Origin of the sequence: Duganella rhizosphaerae, assembly GCF_040364205.1 — a bacterium.
GTDB lineage: Bacteria > Pseudomonadota > Gammaproteobacteria > Burkholderiales > Burkholderiaceae_D > Rugamonas > Rugamonas rhizosphaerae.
This window is the reverse complement of the sequence record NZ_BPWK01000008.1, coordinates 229,982-248,366: the sequence shown is the minus strand read 5'-3', so window position 1 is coordinate 248,366 and position 18,385 is coordinate 229,982. Positions and strand designations below refer to the sequence as shown.

Below are 18,385 nucleotides of genomic sequence, written 5' to 3'. Positions count from 1 at the left end.
GCCGGAATTTTGCGAAGGTTGCGAAGATGTCTAAGGTTTTCATGGGAGTGCGTTTGCAGCGGCTGCGGGAGGAACGCAAGCTGACCCAGGCCGCGCTGGCCAAGTTGCTGGACATCTCGCCCAGCTACCTGAACCAGATCGAGCGCAATCAGCGGCCGCTGACCGTGTCCATCCTGCTGCGGGTGGGCGCGGTGCTGGGCGTGGATCCGCAGATCTTCTCGGAACACGACAGCGCCGGGCTGGTGGCCGACCTGCGCGATGCCTTCAGCGAGCTGCCGGATGCCGATACCTCGCTGGCGGAGCTGAAGACGCTGGTCGAGAACATGCCGGGCGTGGCGCGCGCCATCGTGCAGATGCAAAGCCGCTACCGCATGGTGGCCGGACGCGCGGCGGCGCTGGAATCGCAGTTCGACGACGGCAACCGCGGCATCAGCGTGGCGCCGCTGTCGGTGGATGAGGAGGTGCGCGATTATCTCAATCAACGCCAGAACTATATCGATGAGCTCGACCAGGCCGCCGAGCTGGTCCTGGACGCCAGCGCGGCCGCCTTGCAGCGTCGCCTGGCCGAGCGGCACGGCGTGACGGTGCTGGCTGCGCATCAGACCGGATTACCGGCGGCGCGGCGGCAATATGATCTAGATCAAAAACTACTTTGGCTGCCCGAGTCGATCAGCGAGGGCCAGCGGGCGTTTCAGATGGCCGCTCAACTGGGATTGCTGGAACAGGCGGAGGCGATCGAGTGCTTGCTGGGCGCCGCGTCGTTCTCCAGCGAGGCCGTGCGGGATGGCGCGCGGCTGGCGCTGTCGAATTACTTTGCGGGCGCGGTGCGGCTGCCCTACCGGCGCTTTCTGGCGGCGGCCGAGGCCTGCGGCTACGATATCGAGTTGCTGGCGGGACAGTTCGGCGTCAGCTTCGAGGCGGTTTGCCACCGGCTCAGCACGATGCAGCGCCCCGGATTTGCCGGCTTGCCGGTGTTTTTCGTGCGCGTGGACCGGGCCGGGAATATTTCCAAACGGCAGTCGGCGGCGGCCTTCCACTTCTCCCGCGCGGGTGGGACTTGCCCGCTGTGGGTGGTGTACGAGGCGTTCAGCCTGCCGGGCCAGGTGCTGCGGCAGGTGGCGCGCATGCCGGATGGCAGTACCCATCTGTGGATCGCGCGCCAGGTCAGCAGCGGTCCGGCCGGATTCATGGCGCCGGGTAAATCGTTTGCCATCGCGCTGGGCTGCGATATCAGCCAGGCGCAGCGCATGGTGTATGCCAAAGGCCTGGACCTGGCCAATCCCGACGTTGCCACGCCGATCGGCAACGGCTGCAAAGTCTGCGAGCGCAACGACTGTCCGCAACGGGCGTTTCCGTCCATTTTGCGACAAAAACCCGCCGCAGCCCGACTGCCGTAGCGCATCGACATTGCCTCGGGCTACAATCCTGTATGCAACTAGGATTTCTCCATGAGACATAGTCAGCCGCCTTCGGAACTTCCCCAAATGGCGCGCGCGGTGTCGCTGCGGCGGCTGTTGCTGCACGGCGAACGGCATGAACGGCTGTCGATAGCGGCGCTGTGGCTGCTGTCGCTGGCCGCCAGCATCGGGCTGGGATTGGCTTCGGTCATCTACAAATGGTCCGGCCTGCCGGTGCAGCTGGGTGGGGTCGAGCTGTATATCACCGTCTATCCGCCGCTGCTGATCTGCCTGCTGTGGACGCTTACCTGCGGCTGGTGGTGGGGCGCCATCCCCGCGTATCTGGCGACCTTGACGCTGGCGCTGTACGGTGGCATGCCCCTGCTCTGGGCGCTGATGTTCAGCGCCGCCAATCCGCTCGGCTTCGCGGTCATGGCGCTGGGTTACCGGGCGATCGCCGTCAGCCGGCATTTGATCAGCGTGGGCGCGCTGCTGTTCTACGTGCAGTTGTCGTTCGTCGGGGCGATTTTCAGCTCCAGCGGCGCGCTGGTCTGGTGCTACACCAACCGTATCGACTCCACTGCCTTGCTGCCGATCTGGCAGGGCTGGTGGCTGGGCGGCTTCCTGCAAAGCGTGTTCCTGTGCGCACCCGTGATGGTGTTGATGTGGCCGCACCTCGAGCGCTGGCAGCAACAGCGGCCGCAATTGCTGGTGGAGGCCAGCCGCGATCCGCGCGGCTCCGTGCTGCGGCTGCTGGGCTGTGTGACGATCGGCGTGCTGATCTACGGCTTCGTGACGCTGCAATTGGCCGACAATCTGCTGCTGGTGCAGGCGGCCGGCATTCCGGCGGCGCTGGCGCGCGCGCTCGAGGTGGCGCGCGATACGACCTGGGCGTTCTACTGGGTGTTTGCGCTGATTGTCGTGTTTATCGCGGTGTTCGGCTACCACATGTTCGTCCACTGGCAAACGCTGACCAACCAGCTGCTGGCCGACTTGCGCCATGCCAACCAGCGCCTGTACATGCTGGCCGGCACCGACAGCCTGACCGGGCTGCACAACCGCCGCGTGGCGGACGAGCGCATCGCGGCGGAATGGCAGCGCTCCCTGCGGCTCGGGTCGCAGGCGGCACTGGTGATGATAGACATCGACCATTTCAAACAGATCAACGACCGCCACGGCCATCCGGTCGGCGATGAAGCGATCCGGGTGCTGGCGGCGGCGATCCGGGCGCTGTCGCGCGAGATCGATTGCGCCTGCCGCTACGGCGGCGAGGAATTCGTCGTCATCCTGCCGCAGGCCGATGCCGAAGGGGCATATTTGTTTGCCGAACGCCTGCGGACCCGCGTGGCGGCGGCGCCCGTGGCCGGCGAGCACGGCGTCTTCCACTTCACGGTCAGCGTCGGCATTGCGCTGTTCAACCCGGAGGACACGGGGCATGAAGCGTGGATAGAGCGCAGCGACCAGGCGCTCTACCGTGCCAAGCGCGACGGCCGCAACCGGGTGGTGGCGCAAGCGGATGTGGCGGCCTGAGTTTGGTTCCCCAGGAACTCATCCCTGTCCTACATCCACACTGCTTGCGCACCTATACCTGTGTCATCGCACTCAACGCATGATGAGTTCTGTCACCGCGTTATCGAACGCGGGACCTTACTCACCATCTGGAGACCACCATGAGCTACTTAGACCGCGATACCTACGGCATTTACAGCGACACTACGGACGGCCCCGGCCCTCGGCTGATGGGCGCCGACACACTGATCGGTGAAGACGTCTACAACCTCCAGGACGAAGACCTGGGCGACATCAAGGAAATCATGCTCGACATGCGCCAGGGGAACGTTGCCTATGCGGTGCTGTCGTTCGGCGGCTGGCTGGGCATGGGCGACAAGCTGTTCGCCGTGCCATGGCAGGCTTTGCAACTGGACACCGCCAACAAGCGCTTCCTGCTGGACGTGTCGAAGGAACACCTGAAGAACGCCCCCGGCTTCAACAAGGATAACTGGCCCGACATGGCCAGCGCCGAGTTCAGCAGCCAGATCCACAACTTCTACGGCACCCAGCAGAACGCGCCTGGCGCCCGCACCGCCAGCGGCAGCGTGATGGGCACCGGCACCGGCAGCCTGCAAAGCGATCCGGGCGCCAGCGCCAGCCGCACGCCCCCTGGCAGCAGCGGCAACATGTAGTCGCAACATGTAGCGGCTGGCCCACAGCGCGCGCAGATTGGCTCGTCAAGGCATGCGATAGCAAGCGTGCCTGACGGGCATCTCTGGTCTAATTGTTGCATCGACAGCAATTAGACCACCATGCAAAAATCCTACACCCTCCCCCTGATCGCGCTGGCCCTGTGCGCCGGCAACGCCCTCTCCTTCGAACCCCTGCCGCCGGAAACCATGGATGACGCCCGCGTCTTCAAGGTCGAGATCTTGCAGGTCACCGACATCGAACCCTACCAGCAGGCTTACAACGGCTTTATCAAGTCGCTGCAGGACAGCGGCCTGGTGGAAGGCAAGAACTTGAGCATCAACCGCGTAGCGATCGACTTCGATGTCGAAAAAGGCGGCTTCTGGAGCCGGCTGGGCGTGCTGCTGCGCATACGCCAGGAAACCAGCCGCATCGTCACCGCCAAGCCCGACCTGGTATTGACCATCGGCACGCCGGCCACCAAGTTTGCGCGCGGCATGCTGGTCGACGCCCATATCCCGCTGGTGTTCACGGCGGTGGCCAATCCCGAGGACGCCGGCTGCGTGTCGCTGGTGGACGGCGGCGAAGGCGCCACCGGCTCCACCCTGTACACCGACATGGCGGACTCGCTGAAGCTGGTGCGCGACGTGTTCCCCAACGCGCACCGGATCGGCATGGTGCATACCGACGATGAAAACGGCGTCGCCAACGTGGCGGCGGCCACCCGCGACGGCAAGCCGCTGGGCCTGGACGTCAGCACGCGCCTGGTGAACAAGACCGACCCCATCGCGCCTATCCTGAAGGAGCTGTACAACGGCGGCCGCGGCGTCGATCTGTTCGCCGTGCCACTGGACACCTACTACGGCCTGCACCGCTACGAGGCGGCGATCGACCTGGGCGATTTCGGCATCGAGAACAAGGTGCCGGTGGTGACGCTGGCGATGGTGCGGGTGCCGGGCGCGGCGCTGTACGTGGGCGCCGATTTCACCCAGGTCGGCCGGCTGGCCGGCAACCAGGCGGCCAGGATCCTGCAGCGCCACACCAAGCCGGACGTCATGCCCATCCTGCGCCAGATGACGCCGACGGTGATGGTCGATCCGGTCCGCATGGCGGCGCTGAAGGTCACCCTGCCGGCCGCGATGGTGGCCCACAAGACCGAAACCAGCAGCGGCTTCTGGCAGATCGACATGACCCAGTAGACGCACCAATATCGGGCATTTTTTCTGGCACGTTTCTTGATAGAAGAGAAATGTACTCATCAGGGAATGTTCGATATGGCTAAATTCTTCAACGAAATGACCGCCGACGGGCTGGCCCACCATGCCAGCGCCGAGGTACGTGAACACTACCGCGAGTTTTGCGGCTGGCTGCAGCGCCAGTCGGCCGAGACCATCGAGCGCAAGCGGGCCGAGGCCGACCTGACCTTTCGCCGGGTCGGCATCACCTTCGCCGTCTATGGCGACGATGCCGGCACCGAGCGGCTGATCCCCTTCGACACGATACCGCGCATTATCCCGGCGGGCGAATGGAAGCAGCTGCAAACCGGGCTGGTGCAGCGGGTCCGGGCGCTGAACATGTTCATCCATGATATTTATCATGACCAGAACATCATCAAGGCCGGCATCATCCCCGCCGAGCAAATCTACAAGAACGCCCAGTACCGGCCGGAGATGCAGGGCATCAAGGTGGTGTCGGACATCTATGCGCATATCGCCGGGGTCGACATCGTGCGCGCCGGCCAGGGCGAGTTTTACGTGCTGGAGGATAACCTGCGGGTGCCGTCCGGCGTCTCCTACATGCTGGAAGACCGCAAGATGATGATGCGGCTGTTCCCGGAACTGTTCGCCCGCAACAAGATCGCCCCGGTCGACCACTATCCCGACTTGCTGCTCGATAACCTGCGCTCGGTGGCGCCGATGGGCATCAACGATACCACCGTGGTCGTGATGACGCCGGGCATGTACAACTCGGCCTACTTCGAACACGCTTTCCTGGCTCAGCAGATGGGCGTGGAACTGGTCGAGGGCAAGGACTTGTTTGTCAGCGACAACACCGTGTTCATGCGCACCACGCGCGGCCCCAAGCGGGTGGACGTGATCTATCGTCGCCTGGACGACGATTTCCTCGATCCGCTGGCGTTCCGCCCGGATTCCTCGTTGGGCGTGCCGGGCTTGCTGTCGGTGTACCGGGCCGGGCGCGTCTCGCTGGCCAACGCCATCGGCACCGGGGTGGCGGACGACAAGTCGATCTACCCCTTCGTGCCCGACATGATCAAGTTTTACCTGAGCGAGGAACCGGTGCTGAACAACGTGCCGACCTACCAGTGCCGCAAAAAGGAGGATCTGGCCTACACGCTGGCCAACCTGCCCGAGCTGGTGGTCAAGGAAGTGCACGGCGCCGGCGGCTACGGCATGCTGGTCGGCCCGGCATCGACCAAACAGCAGATCGAGGACTTCCGCCGCCGCCTGATCGCCAGGCCGGACGGCTACATCGCCCAGCCGACGCTGGCCCTGTCGGCCTGCCCGACCTACGTGGAAAGCGGCATCGCGCCGCGCCACATCGATCTGCGTCCCTTCGTGTTGTCCGGCAAGACCATTTCGATGGTGCCGGGCGGCCTGACCCGCGTGGCCCTGCAGGAAGGCTCGCTGGTGGTGAACTCGTCGCAAGGCGGCGGCACCAAGGACACCTGGATTTTGGAACGCTAAGGAGAGCCCATGTTAAGCCGTACCGCCGATCACCTGTTCTGGATGGCGCGCTACACCGAGCGCGCCGAAAACACCGCCCGCATGCTGGACGTCAACGTGCAGACGTCGATGCTGCCGCAGTCCGACGAAGAGAACGCCCATGGCTGGCGCGCCATGCTCGGCATCTCCGAGTTGCAAGCCGCATTCGACCGCAAGTACGACTCGCTGGAGGCGCGCGCCGTCATCGATTTCATGGTGCGCGACCCGGACAACCCCTCCTCGATCGTGGCCTGCCTGACCGAAGCGCGCGAGAACGCCCGCGCCGTGCGCGGCACCTTGACCACGGAAGTGTGGGAAATCCAGAACCAGACCTGGCTGGACATGCAAAAACGCCTGGACAGCGACCTGCTGGAAAACGACCCCAGCAAGTTCTTCGAATGGGTCAAGTTCCGCTCGCATTTGTCGCGCGGCGTCACCGTTGGCACCATGTTGCGCGACGAAGCCGTGCATTTCATCCGCCTTGGCACCTTTCTGGAGCGGGCCGACAATACCGCCCGCATCCTCGACGTCAAGTTCCACGGCGGCGGCGCGGAAAGCGCCGGCGAGGCCATGACCCAGCGCGATTTCTATTACTGGGGCGCGCTGTTGCGCTCGGTGTCCGGCTTCGAGATCTACCGCAAGGTGTATCGCGACGTCATCACCCCGGCGCGCATCGCCGAGCTGCTGATGCTGCGCGGCGACATGCCGCGTTCGCTGCTGGCCTGCATGGACGAGGTGGTCCAGAACCTGCGCGAAGTGCGCAACGACGTCTCCGCCGATACAGAACGCCTGGCCGGCCGGCTGCACGCCGAACTGCAATTCGGCAAAATCGACGACATCCTGGCGGCCGGCCTGCACGACACCCTGACCGGCTTCCTGGCCGACATCTATCAACTGGGCAACCGCGTCAGCCGCGATTTCCTGGTGCCGCTGGCGGCTTGAAACGAGGCTCTCTATGCAACTGACGATACGTCACGAAACGCGCTACACCTACACCACGCCGCTGGCCTACACCATCCAGCAGCTGCACCTGACGCCGCGCGCCGAGGCACAGCAGCACGTGCTGTCGTGGAACATCGCCATGCCGGGCCATGTGCACGCCTACACCGACGCCTACGGCAACCTGTCGCACATGATGACGATGAACGTGCCGCACCAGGGCTTGACCATCGTGGCCGGCGGCGTGGTCGAGACCACCAGTCCGAAACAGGGCCGCATCCCGAACGGCGACAGCCTGTCGCCGCTGATCTACACCGTGTCGACGCGGCTGACCGAGCCCACGCCCGGCATCCTGGAGCTGGCGGCGTCCTGCCTGCCGGACGGCAAGGCCCAGACCAAGGACCTGATCCGCCTGGCTGAGCACATCTTTGGTGCGGTCCGGTATCAAAGCGGTGCGACCGCAGTGACCACCACCGCCAGCGACGCGCTGGCGCTGGGCGAAGGCGTGTGCCAGGACCATGCGCACCTGTTCCTGGCCTGTTGCCATGCGCACGGGATACCGGCGCGCTACGTGTCCGGCTATATCGACCCGGAAACCAGCGGACACGCCGCCAGCCACGCCTGGGTGGACGCCTGGGCCGAGGATAAGGATTACGCCGGCTGGGTCAGCATCGATGTGACCCACGCGCGGCTGATGACGGACGCCTATTGCCGCCTGGCCATCGGCCGCGATTACGATGCGGCGGCGCCGGTGCGCGGCGTGCGGCGCGGCGGCGGCACCGAGTCGATGAGCGTGGATGTACAGATCGTGCCGCAGTAGATTGGGCTGCAACTGCGGGGTGTACAATAATAATTATTCTAATCAATAACTTGTAACGATGACCTATTGTGTGGGCATGCGCCTCAATGCCGGGCTGGTGTTTCTATCCGATTCCCGTACCAACGCCGGGGTGGACCAGGTCGGCACCTTCCGCAAGCTGAGCGTGTTTGAAATCCCCGGCGAGCGCATGATGGTGATGATGACCGCCGGCAATCTGTCGATCTCGCAATCGATACGCCAGCTGGTGTCCGAGCAGCAGAACGCCGACGGCCACAGCATCTGGACCGCCACCAGCATGCACGAGGCGGCCCGGCTGCTGGGCGAGGCCGTGCGCCAGGTGCACGAGCGCGACGCCAAGGCACTGGCCGAGTTCGGCATCGAGTTCAACGTCAGCATCATTTTCGGCGGTCAGATCAAGGGCGAGCGCTGCCGTTTGTTCCAGATCTATTCGGCCGGCAATTTTATCGAGTCGCACGACGAAAACACCTATTTCCAGATCGGCGAGGCCAAGTACGGCAAGCCCATCATCGACCGCGTGGTCACCCCCGCCACCAGCCTGGACGACGCCGCCAAATGCGCGTTGATTTCGATGGATTCGACCTTGCGCTCGAATGTGTCGGTCGGCCTGCCGCTCGATTTGCTGGTGTATGAGACGGACAAGCTGGCGGTCACCCATTTCGTCACCATCGACGAGCGCAACCAGTATTTCCAGATGATACGCAGCACCTGGGGCCATCAACTGAAGCGCGTATTCGAAGGCTTGGACCACCCGGTCTGGGACGCGGCGCCGGAGGCCACCAGCAATGTGCTGCATTCGGCACAGGCCGGCGGCCAGCCGGTGCGCGTGGCGCCGCCGCCGCATGTGGCGATGCCGCCGCAGTCGAGCGCGCCATTGCAGACGCTGACGCAACAGTTCCATGACGGGCAACAGTAACACTGGCCTTCGGGAAAGAGTATGATGCAAAGTGTTTTCACCTTGGATGGAGCGATGCATGTCTGACGCCTTACCGCCGGTAGCCGAAGAACAAGTCTTTTCGGTCGATACCTTGCTCAAGTACATGGGCAATGACGATAAAGCGCTGGCCGTCGTATCGAAAATCGTGCGCGACGCCTGCGCTCCCGGCATGGCGCCGATGCAGCAGGCCGCCGTCGCGCTGCGTGAAGAGCGTTACACCGACACCGGCAAGATCCTGCACAGCCTGCGGGGATCGATAGGCACGCTCGGCGCCAAGCGCCTGGTGGCGGCCTCGCTCAAACTGGAGCAGGCTATCGCCGGACGTCTGCTGGATCAAGTCCCGGCGCTATTGCTGGACCTGGAATCAGAGTATCGGCTGGTATTGCAATCGGCCGACGGATGGCTGCAAGGTACTTCCCAAGCCTGACGTTACAGTTACACGCTGGACTGCCAGCACTTTCACCAGCGGTCACCACGACCGCGGGCATGCGCGCCACGCCTCATGATGACCTGATCAGTATTTCGCTGTCTCAGAGTTAACTATTTACAACGCCACGAGCATAAAAAACCAAAAACATCGGGCGTATTATTCAGTAATTGTGAATACTTATCCGTGCTGCAGTGCAACCAAGCGCGTCCTTTCTGCGCTTTTTTCCCCCTCTTAACGAATGGTTACAATTGTTACCCTGAATATCGGCTAGCTAACAGGAGGCCGAAAAGCTTCGTGCTAATATCCGACCCGTAGCAGCAAATCCAAGCCTGCTAGCAAGGCAGAACCTAGTGTGCGCCATGTTTATCCAGGACTTTGTAGAATGGAAAGATAAATTTATTGCACCATGGCATCTTGCGGAATTGATAATTTGTCTCAGTGCAAGTATAATGGTGCATTGCGTCGAGACAGCTGAATGACGCGCGCAGCATTTGAAGTGCCACAGTAGAAGGTCTCGGGTATAGCCCAGGACAGCGCGGTAGAAGGCTTTCCTCACTGACGGTGGTACTGCTTTAACCAAGGGTAACTAAAATATGGAATTATTCAACAAGTCTGGCGTACTGGTATCGTCGGTGCTGGTGCTGGTGGGAGCGCTGATCGCTTGCCAGGCTCAGGAAGACGGAATCCCCTCGCCGACCGCGATTGAAGCCGCCGCCATGCAGTTGGGTCCGCAAGGCCAGCCGGCCGCCGAGCGCCGCTTGCAAGAGTGGGCCGAGCAGGGGTCGCCAGTGGCCCAGCGCGAACTGGCGCTGCGCTATCTGGCCAACCCGGCCAAGCGCGGTGAAGCCCAGCAGTTGTTCGAGCGCGCCGCCAACGCCGGCGATGCCCAGGCTGCGGTCGGACTGGTCGGCATGTATCACGGCAATTCCGCTGGCATACAAGGCAACGCCACCATCAGCGCCGGTCGCGTGATCAAGGAAGCCGCCAACGTGAACTACCTGCCACGCTGAGCACCTTGTTCCTCCGCCATAGAGCCGCAACACCCGTCCGGTGCTGCGGCTTTTTTATTGTGTTGTTGATTTATACTTTACAAAACATGAATGGAGCGCTGTATGGACCGGTTGCGTGCACTGGAAGTGTTCGTTGAGGTAGTCCGCAGGGAAGGTTTTGCCCGTGCTGCGGACGCGCTCGACACATCGCCTGCCAACGTGACCCGCTACATCAGCGATCTGGAGGCGCATCTGCAGACCCGGCTGCTGAACCGCAGTTCGCGCAAGATGTCGCTTACCTCCAGCGGCGAGGCGCTGTTCGAGCGCGCCAAGTCCATCCTCGACGATGTGGCCGAGGCCGAAGCCATCGTCTCCTCCGCCACCATGCAGCCGCAGGGCGTGCTGCGCATCAACGCCCCGCTCAGCTTCGGCGTGCTGCACCTGGCGCCGTTGTGGGCCAGGTTCATGCAGAAATATCCCGACGTGCAGCTGGACGTGGCGCTGATCGACCGCGTGGTCGATATCGTCGAGGAAGGCTACGACATGGCGATCCGCATCTCGCGGGCCGGTTCGGCCTCCAACGTGGCGCGCAAACTAGCCACTTCGCGCAACATCCTGTGTGCATCGCCGGCCTACATCGCGCAACGCGGCATGCCCATGCAGCCCGCCGAATTGTTACAACACAGCTGTATCGGCTACAGCTACGCGGCCACGGCGGACGAATGGCAGCTACTGGACGCCAACGCGCAGCCGCATACGGTGAAGGTGCGCTGCGTCATGCACACCAATAACGGCGACACCGCGCGCGGCGCGGCGCTGGGCGGCCTGGGCGTGATCTGGCAGCCCAGCTTCCTGGTCGGCGCCGACCTGCGCGCCGGCCGCCTGGTGCGGGTACTGCCGGACTACCACATGCCAGATATCGACGTGCTGGCGGTCTATCCCAGCCGCCGCCACCTGAGCGCCAAGGTGCGGGTGATGATCGATTTCCTGGTCGATGAATTTTCCGGCACGCCGCCGTGGGACCGCGCTGACTGATTTTCAGCCATAAAAATCCCCGAGTCCATTTGATGCACCTCATATAGCCTGCCCGTTTTGGCGCAGATACTTGTCTGTGCTGACTGCACAGGAGAGGATGCGACGATGGATCAACGCGAACAATACCGGGAGCAATTGCAGGCCTTCACGCGGCAGCACCGGGCGGGACACTGGAGCGGCAACTTCGCGCAGTTCATGGAGCAGGTGTTGCCGATGGCGCCCTGTCAGTTCGTGCGCAGTTCGCATCAATATATCTGGGACATGCTGTGCTGGAGCGGCCAGCAGGACGAAAACGGCAAGCTGCGCTGCAAGCTGTTCGCCGACGAACTTTTCGGCATCGACGATGCGCTGGCGCGCGTGGCCGACTATTTCAAGGCTGCCGCGGCCGGTTCCGAAGTCGGGCGCCGCCTGCTGCTGCTGCTGGGGCCACCGTCCGGCGGCAAATCCACGCTGGTCATACGACTCAAGCGCGGCTTGGAGGAATACAGCTACACCGACGCCGGCGCCATGTTCGGCATCGCCGGTTGCCCGGTGCACGAATCGCCGCTGCATCTGGTGCCGCACACCATGCGGCCGGGCTTTCGCGAGACCTACGGCGTCGACCTGGCCGGCGAGCTGTGCCCCCATTGCCGGATGCGGCTGGAGCACGAGTTGAGCGGCGACTTCCTGCGCATGCCGGTCGAGCGCATCTTTATTTCCGAGGCCGGCCGCAGCGGCGTCGGCACGTATGCGCCACATGATCCCAATACGGCCGATATCGCCGACCTGGTGGGCTCGGTCGACCTGTCCAAGGTGGCCGAGTTCGGCGACGAAGGCGATCCGCGCGCCTGGTCGTGGTCGGGCGCCGTGTATGCCGCCAGCCGCGGCATGCTGGAGATGATCGAAATACTCAAGGTCAAGCGGGAGTTCCTTTACCTGCTGCTGACGCTGACGCAGGAAAAGAACGTCAAGGTGGCGCGTTTCCCGTTGATCTATCTCGACGAGACCATCCTCGCCCACACCAACCTCGCCGAGTTTCGCAAGTTCCTGCAGGAGAGCGAGAACGAAGGCTTGCTGGATCGCATGGTGATCGTGCAGGTGCCGTACACATTGAATTACCGGGACGAGGCGCGCATCTACCACAAGCTGATCCTGGCGGCCGCGCCGGCCTTCCGCAGCGTGCACCTGGATCCGCACGTGCTGCACGCGGCCGCCGTGTTCGCCGTGCTGACGCGCCTGCACGAAGGCGAGGAGCGCGACGGCGAACTGGCGCGGCGCGTGCGCATCCACGCCGGCGAGGACGTCGACGGCGTCCATCCGTCCGACGCGCAGCGGCTGCGCAGCAAGGAAAAAGCGCCCGACGAGGGCTTGTCCGGGGTGTCGCCGCGCTTCGTCATCAATGCCCTGTCCAATGCCATCATCCAGTCCTCCCGCAGCAGCCTGACCACGATGGACTTGTTGCTGGCGCTGAAGGATGGCATCGAGAGCGACGCGCGGATAGAGTCGGCCCGCAAGCGCAAATGGGTCGACTATCTGGTGTTGACGCGTAAGGACTTCTACAACCGCTGGGTCAAGGAAGACGTCCACAAGGCCTTGTTCGTCTCGTTCGAGCAAGAGATCGAGGATTTGCTGGGCAAGTACCTGGACGAGGTCGAAGCCATGCTGGACAACCGCCAGGTCAAGGACCCCATTACCAGCGAAGAACGGCGGCCGGACGAGCGCTTCCTGCGCGCGGTCGAGGAGAAAATCGCGATTTCCGACTCCGGCAAACAGTCCTTCCGGCAGGAGGTGGTGCGCAAGGCGATGAGCGCGTACAAGCGCGGCCAACGCTTCGGCCTGGGCAGCCACGCGCAGCTGCGCGACGCCTTGCAGCAATATCTGTTCGAGCAGCGCCGCGATGTGCTGCGCCTGGTCAGTTCCAGCAAACGTCCCGACGACGAGGTGCGCACCAAGATCTCCGCAGTGGAGCAGCGTCTGGTCGACGAGTATGGCTACGACAGCCATTGTGCGCGGGAAGCGTTGAATTATGTCACCACGCTGTTGGCGCAGGAATGAGGCCGGACCATGCAGACAGGCCAACGCGACTGGTATGAATTGTTCTCCCGGGGGGCGCGCGACTGGCTGCGGCACAACGACAAGGTGCGCGACGCCGTGCGCGATCACCTGCCGGAGATCATCTCCTCGTCCGAGCTGATGAGCGCCCCCGGCCAGCGCAGCGTGCAGGTGCCGCTGCGGCTGCTGGAGCATGCGCGCTTTCGCCTCGCTGAAAACAATAGCAGCACCGGCGCCGGCCAGGGGCCCGGCCAGCCGGGCGACCTGTTGCTGCCGCCGGAAGACAGCTTCGGCGATGAAGGCGGCGCCGGCAATGCGCCGGGCGCGGTCACGTTGATGATGGAGTTCGCCATCGACGACATCGTCGACTGGCTGTGGCAGGAATTTCAGCTGCCGTCGCTGCAGCCGCGCGGCAACGCCACGCTGGAACAGCCGGAACTGCTGCATCGCGGCTGGGACAAACACGGCGCCCGTTCACGGCTGGACCGCCGCCGCACCGTCAAGGAGGCCGTCAAACGGCGCGCGGTGCAGCGTGCGCCGGCGGCGTTTACCAATGAAGACTTGCGCTTTCGCCAGCTGGTGGAACGGCCGCGTCCCAGCAGCAACGCCGTGGTGTTCATGGTGCTCGATGTTTCCAGCAGCATGACGCAGGCCGAGCGGCGCCTGGCCAAGACCTTCTTCTTTCTCGCGCTGCAGGGCCTGCGCCGCAGCTACCGCCAGCTGGAGCTGCGCTTTCTGGCCCACGCGGCGCGCGCCTGGGAGTTCAACGAAAAGGATTTCTTCGAGGTCAGCGGCATGGGCGGCACGATGGCGTCCACCGGCTTTGAGCTCGCGCGATCGCTGCTCGACCAGCATTACGACGCCAGCAGCTACAACAGCTATCTGTTCTACGCCTCGGACGGAGACAACTTTTCCGAAGACAGGACGGCGGCCAGCAAGCTGCTGGGCCAACTTGCCGGCCGCATGAACTATCTCGCCTATGTCGAGACCCTGCCCGGCATGCCGCGCATGCTCGAGACCGAGATGGGGCGGCTGTGGAAGGAGCGCGAGCGGCAGGGGCTACCCTTGTCCAGCGTGGTGCTGACCCAGAGCGAGGACATCATCGGCGCGCTGAAACAATTTCTGACGCAGCAGGCTGCCGCCGAGGAAAGGGTATGAGTACGCTCGAAGACTGGACCGCCCGGATCGAGCAGCTCGCCAGCGAGCTTGGACTGGAATACTGCCCGGTCGATTTCGAACTGGTGCCGCAGAACTTCATGCTTGAAATCGCGGTGTACGGCGTGCCGGTGCGCATGCATCACTGGTCGTTCGGCCTGCGCTACATCCACCAGCTGCTGCATCAGAACATGGGGCACTCGCGCATCTTTGAGGTGATGTTCCCCGGCGATCCGTGCCGGGCCTACATGATGAATCAAAATAGCCTGGCCGAAAACACGCTGGTGGCCGCCCATGTGATCGGCCATGCGGATTTCGTTCGGCGCAACAGCTTGTTCGACCGCTTCCTGAAAATGGCGGGCGGACATATAGTCGAACAAAGCGCGGCCCGCGCCCACCGCCTGGAACTGGCACTGGCGCGGCACGGCCAGCGGCGGGTGGAGGCCGTGCTGGACGCGGCGCTGGCGCTGGAGCCGCACATCGATATCCAGCAGGAGTTGTACCGGCCGCCCTACCCCGACGCCCAAGCAGCGTTGCCGGAGGCTGCATCCGGGCATTTTCAGCAACGCTATCGATCCCTGCCGGGTGAGCCGGCTGCGACGCCGTCGGCAAGCGGGCGCGCGCCCGTGCCGCCACATCCGGAATACGACTTGCTGTGGTTCATAGCACACTATGCGCCGGAACTACAGGACTGGGAACGCGACATATTCCTGGCCGTGCGTGAAGAGTCGTTCTATTTCTATCCGGTGCATGCCTGCCAGATCATGAACGAAGGCTGGGCTTCCTACTGGCACGCGCGCTTGTTGCGGGAGGCGGAGTTCCTGCCGCACGCGATCTACCTGCAAGCGCTCAAGGCGCACTCCGACGTGGTGCGGCCTTACGCGGGCGAGCAGCAGTTGGCGCTGGCGGTCAATCCCTACCACCTCGGCTTCAGCATGTGGGAGCGCATCGTCGAGCGGCAAGGCATCGAGGCGGCGCGCCGGATTTGCGGCGAGGAGGACGATTTCGGCTTCATCCGCAACTACCTGGACGCGGAGCTGGCTTCGGAGCTGGGCCTGTTCAGCTACCAGATGCGCAAGGATGGCGAGACGCGCATGGTCAGCCGCGATATTCACGAGGTAAGGGAAGCTATCCTGGGGCCGAAATACAATTACGGCGCGCCGCGGATCGCCGTCGACAAGGTGCAGGACGACCAGAACCTGGTCTTGCGGCACGACCACGCCAGCGATGGGCGCGGACTGGACCTGGCCGCCGCCGAGCAAGTGCTCAATTACGTGGCCCGCATCTGGCGCAAGCCCGTCACCTTATTGACGGTGGACTTTCGCGGTGTGCCGCGTACATTGACGGTCAGCCACCCAGATACTCCACATACCAGCGCAAAGCCTGCCTGAGTCCGCGCCGCAGATCGTGGGTGGGCGCGTAGCCCAGCAGTTCCCTGGCCTTGGAGATGTCGGCCTGCGAGTGGCGCACGTCGGCGGCGCGAAATTCGCCATACTCCGGCTGATAGTCGCGCAAGTGCGGGTAGCGCTCGACCAGCAAGCCATGCAGCATCAGGTACAGTTCGTTCAAGCTGGTGCGGGCGTTGAGCGCGACGTTGTAGACCTGGTTGACCGCGTCCTTACGATCAGTCAACGCCGCCAGCAGGTTGGCCTGCACGGCATTCGCCACATAGCAAAAATCCCGGCTGGTCTCGCCATCGCCGTTGATCACCAGCCGGCGCCGCCCTATCATCGCCGCGATCCACTGCGGAATGACCGCGGCGTAAGCGCCGGAAGGGTCCTGGCGCGGCCCGAACACATTGAAATACCTGAGGCCGATGCATTCGGTGGCGTAGCACCGCGCATAGACGTCCGCGTACAATTCGTTCACATACTTGGTCAAGGCATACGGCGACAGCGCCTTGCCGATCTGGGCCTCCTGCTTGGGCAGGGCGGGATGATCGCCGTAGCTGGCGCTGGAGGCGGCATAGACGATGCGCCGCACACCGGCCAGGCGGGCCGCCTCCAGCACGTTGAGGTAGCCGCCGATATTGATGTCGTTGCATAGCAGGGGCTCGCGCAGGGAGCGCGTTACCGAGCCCAGCGCGGCCTGGTGCAGCACGAAATCGACGCTGTCGCAGGCACGGTTGCAGGTGGCCGCGTCGCGTATGTCGCCTTCGATCAATTCAAAGCGGCGCCAGGCTTCCGGCCCCACCGCATCCCGCACCTGCTCCAGGTTGTGGCGGTAGCCGGTCAGGAAGTTGTCGAGTCCAACCACCCGCTGTCCCAGCTCCAGCAGGGTCTGCAACAGGTTCGATCCGATGAAACCTGCCACCCCGGTGATCAGCCAGCGGTACTGTTGCTGCTGCAGGCGCTCGCGCGCGTCCTGGTAGCAGGTGGTGACGGGCGTGCCGTCTTCGTAGTCGGCCATCATAGCCTCCAGACGTTGAGTCCGCTTTCGCGCAAAGCCCGCTCGTCGAACTGTGACTTGAGGTCGATGAAGCAACCGTCCTGGACGATCTTGGCCCGGACCTGCTGCAAGGGGCGCTCCGCCAGCTCGCGATGGGCCACCGCGCTGATCATCGCTTCCGCGCAGGGCAGTTCGTCCCATTGCTCCAGCCGCACGCCGTATTCGTGGTGTGCTTCGTCCGGGTCCGCCACCGGGTCGTGTACATGGACTTGCAAACCATACGATTCGAGCTCGGCGATCAGGTCCGCGACCTTGGAATTGCGCAAGTCCGGACAGTTCTCCTTGAACGTCAGCCCGAGCACATTGACCCTGCATCCCTTGAGCTTGAATCCGGCGCGCACCATTTCCTTGACCGTTTTCTCGGCAACAAACTTGGCCATGCCGTCGTTGATGCGGCGCCCGGCCAGGATCACGTGCGGATGGTAGCCCAGCATTTCCGCCTTGTGCGTCAGGTAATAGGGGTCGACGCCGATACAATGGCCGCCCACCAGGCCTGGCCTGAACGGCAGGAAATTCCACTTGGTGCCGGCCGCCTGCAATACCTCCAGCGTGTCGATGTCCAGGCGGTCGAAGATGATGGCCAGCTCGTTCATCAGCGCGATATTGAGGTCGCGCTGGGTATTCTCGATCACTTTGGCCGCTTCGGCGACCATGATGCTGGACGCCCGATGCACGCCGGCATCCACCACTTCCTCGTACAGCGCGGCCACGCGCTGCAAGGTGGCGTGGTCGTCGCCGGCGACGATCTTGCGGATGGTCGCCAGCGTGTGCTCGCTGTCGCCAGGATTGATGCGCTCGGGCGAGAAGCCGACATGGAAATCCCGCTGCCATTTCAGTCCCGAGCATTGCTCCAGCACCGGGATGCAGATCTCCTCGGTGGCGCCGGGGTAGACGGTGGATTCGTAGATCACCACCGCCCCCGCCTTCATGTAGCGCCCCACCGACTGGCTGGCGCCGACCAGCGCGGAAAAGTCCGGCTGATGGGCGCTGTCCACCGGCGTCGGCACGGCCACGATGATAAAGTCGGCCTCGCTCAACGCGGCCGGATCGCAGCCCATCTCCAGCAGGCGCGCGGAGGCAAATTGCTCGCTGCTCACTTCCCCGCCCGGATCGATGCCGCGCCGGTAGCTCGCCACCTTGCGCGCAGACAGGTCGACACCGATGGTGCGGCGGCGCGCGCCGAACGCCACCGCCAGCGACAGACCCACATATCCCAAACCCACCACGGCCACCACTTCCATAACTCACCTCGCGTCTGAGCGTTAAACTTGCGTCTCGGCCG

Annotated in this window: 16 protein-coding genes; 14 read left to right on the top strand and 2 right to left on the bottom strand. The window is 63.7% G+C overall.

From position 1 onward, the window contains the following. Window positions 1–26 precede the first annotated feature (26 nt). The 14 genes from RUGAMON1_RS18975 (at window position 27) to RUGAMON1_RS18910 (ending at window position 16,046) form a co-directional block, all read left to right on the top strand. Entirely contained in the window at window positions 27–1,397 is a 1,371-nt protein-coding gene (locus RUGAMON1_RS18975) for a short-chain fatty acyl-CoA regulator family protein (RefSeq protein WP_445231974.1), read from the top strand. 51 nt (window positions 1,398–1,448) lie between these two features. Continuing rightward, window positions 1,449–2,927 (top strand): GGDEF domain-containing protein, encoded by a 1,479-nt coding sequence (locus tag RUGAMON1_RS18970; protein WP_445231973.1) that lies wholly within the window; start codon window positions 1,449–1,451, stop codon window positions 2,925–2,927. Between the two features lie 140 nt (window positions 2,928–3,067). Beyond that, window positions 3,068–3,580, top strand: coding sequence for a PRC-barrel domain-containing protein (locus RUGAMON1_RS18965; protein ID WP_445231972.1), 513 nt, complete (start codon window positions 3,068–3,070; stop codon window positions 3,578–3,580). A 120-nt stretch (window positions 3,581–3,700) separates the two neighbouring features. Next, window positions 3,701–4,777, top strand: coding sequence for an ABC transporter substrate-binding protein (locus RUGAMON1_RS18960; protein WP_445231971.1), 1,077 nt, complete (start codon window positions 3,701–3,703; stop codon window positions 4,775–4,777). A gap of 75 nt (window positions 4,778–4,852) precedes the next feature. Next, complete coding sequence (locus RUGAMON1_RS18955; protein WP_445231970.1) at window positions 4,853–6,283, top strand: circularly permuted type 2 ATP-grasp protein; 1,431 nt, start codon at window positions 4,853–4,855, stop codon at window positions 6,281–6,283. A 9-nt stretch (window positions 6,284–6,292) separates the two neighbouring features. After that, on the top strand, window positions 6,293–7,243 hold the full coding sequence (locus RUGAMON1_RS18950) for an alpha-E domain-containing protein (protein ID WP_445231969.1): 951 nt from the start codon (window positions 6,293–6,295) through the stop codon (window positions 7,241–7,243). Window positions 7,244–7,256: 13 nt separating this feature from the next. After that, window positions 7,257–8,060 carry a transglutaminase family protein gene (locus RUGAMON1_RS18945; RefSeq protein WP_445231968.1) on the top strand — a complete coding sequence of 268 codons (804 nt, stop codon included), beginning with the start codon at window positions 7,257–7,259 and terminating at the stop codon, window positions 8,058–8,060. Between the two features lie 58 nt (window positions 8,061–8,118). Then, a complete protein-coding gene (locus RUGAMON1_RS18940) occupies window positions 8,119–8,994 on the top strand; it encodes a proteasome-type protease (RefSeq protein ID WP_445231967.1) in 876 nt (291 codons plus the stop codon). Between the two features lie 58 nt (window positions 8,995–9,052). After that, a complete protein-coding gene (locus RUGAMON1_RS18935; RefSeq protein WP_445231966.1) occupies window positions 9,053–9,442 on the top strand; it encodes an Hpt domain-containing protein in 390 nt (129 codons plus the stop codon). Between the two features lie 596 nt (window positions 9,443–10,038). Next, window positions 10,039–10,455 (top strand): hypothetical protein, encoded by a 417-nt coding sequence (locus RUGAMON1_RS18930; protein WP_445231965.1) that lies wholly within the window; start codon window positions 10,039–10,041, stop codon window positions 10,453–10,455. Between the two features lie 102 nt (window positions 10,456–10,557). Next, a complete protein-coding gene (locus RUGAMON1_RS18925) occupies window positions 10,558–11,469 on the top strand; it encodes a LysR family transcriptional regulator (protein ID WP_445231964.1) in 912 nt (303 codons plus the stop codon). A gap of 105 nt (window positions 11,470–11,574) precedes the next feature. Then, on the top strand, window positions 11,575–13,503 hold the full coding sequence (locus RUGAMON1_RS18920) for a serine protein kinase (protein WP_445231963.1): 1,929 nt from the start codon (window positions 11,575–11,577) through the stop codon (window positions 13,501–13,503). A gap of 9 nt (window positions 13,504–13,512) precedes the next feature. After that, window positions 13,513–14,658 carry a DUF444 family protein gene (locus RUGAMON1_RS18915; RefSeq protein WP_445231962.1) on the top strand — a complete coding sequence of 382 codons (1,146 nt, stop codon included), beginning with the start codon at window positions 13,513–13,515 and terminating at the stop codon, window positions 14,656–14,658. Continuing rightward, on the top strand, window positions 14,655–16,046 hold the full coding sequence (locus RUGAMON1_RS18910; RefSeq protein ID WP_445231961.1) for a SpoVR family protein: 1,392 nt from the start codon (window positions 14,655–14,657) through the stop codon (window positions 16,044–16,046). The genes RUGAMON1_RS18915 and RUGAMON1_RS18910 overlap by 4 nt, the downstream gene beginning before the upstream one ends. Here RUGAMON1_RS18910 and RUGAMON1_RS18905 read toward each other — a convergent pair. Next, window positions 16,003–17,064: an SDR family oxidoreductase gene (locus RUGAMON1_RS18905; protein ID WP_445232084.1), complete on the bottom strand. Its 1,062-nt coding sequence runs from the start codon at window positions 17,062–17,064 to the stop codon at window positions 16,003–16,005. The genes RUGAMON1_RS18910 and RUGAMON1_RS18905 overlap by 44 nt on opposite strands. Continuing rightward, window positions 17,064–18,344: a nucleotide sugar dehydrogenase gene (locus RUGAMON1_RS18900; protein ID WP_445231960.1), complete on the bottom strand. Its 1,281-nt coding sequence runs from the start codon at window positions 18,342–18,344 to the stop codon at window positions 17,064–17,066. Before RUGAMON1_RS18900 ends, RUGAMON1_RS18905 begins: the two co-directional genes overlap by 1 nt. Window positions 18,345–18,385 lie beyond the last annotated feature (41 nt).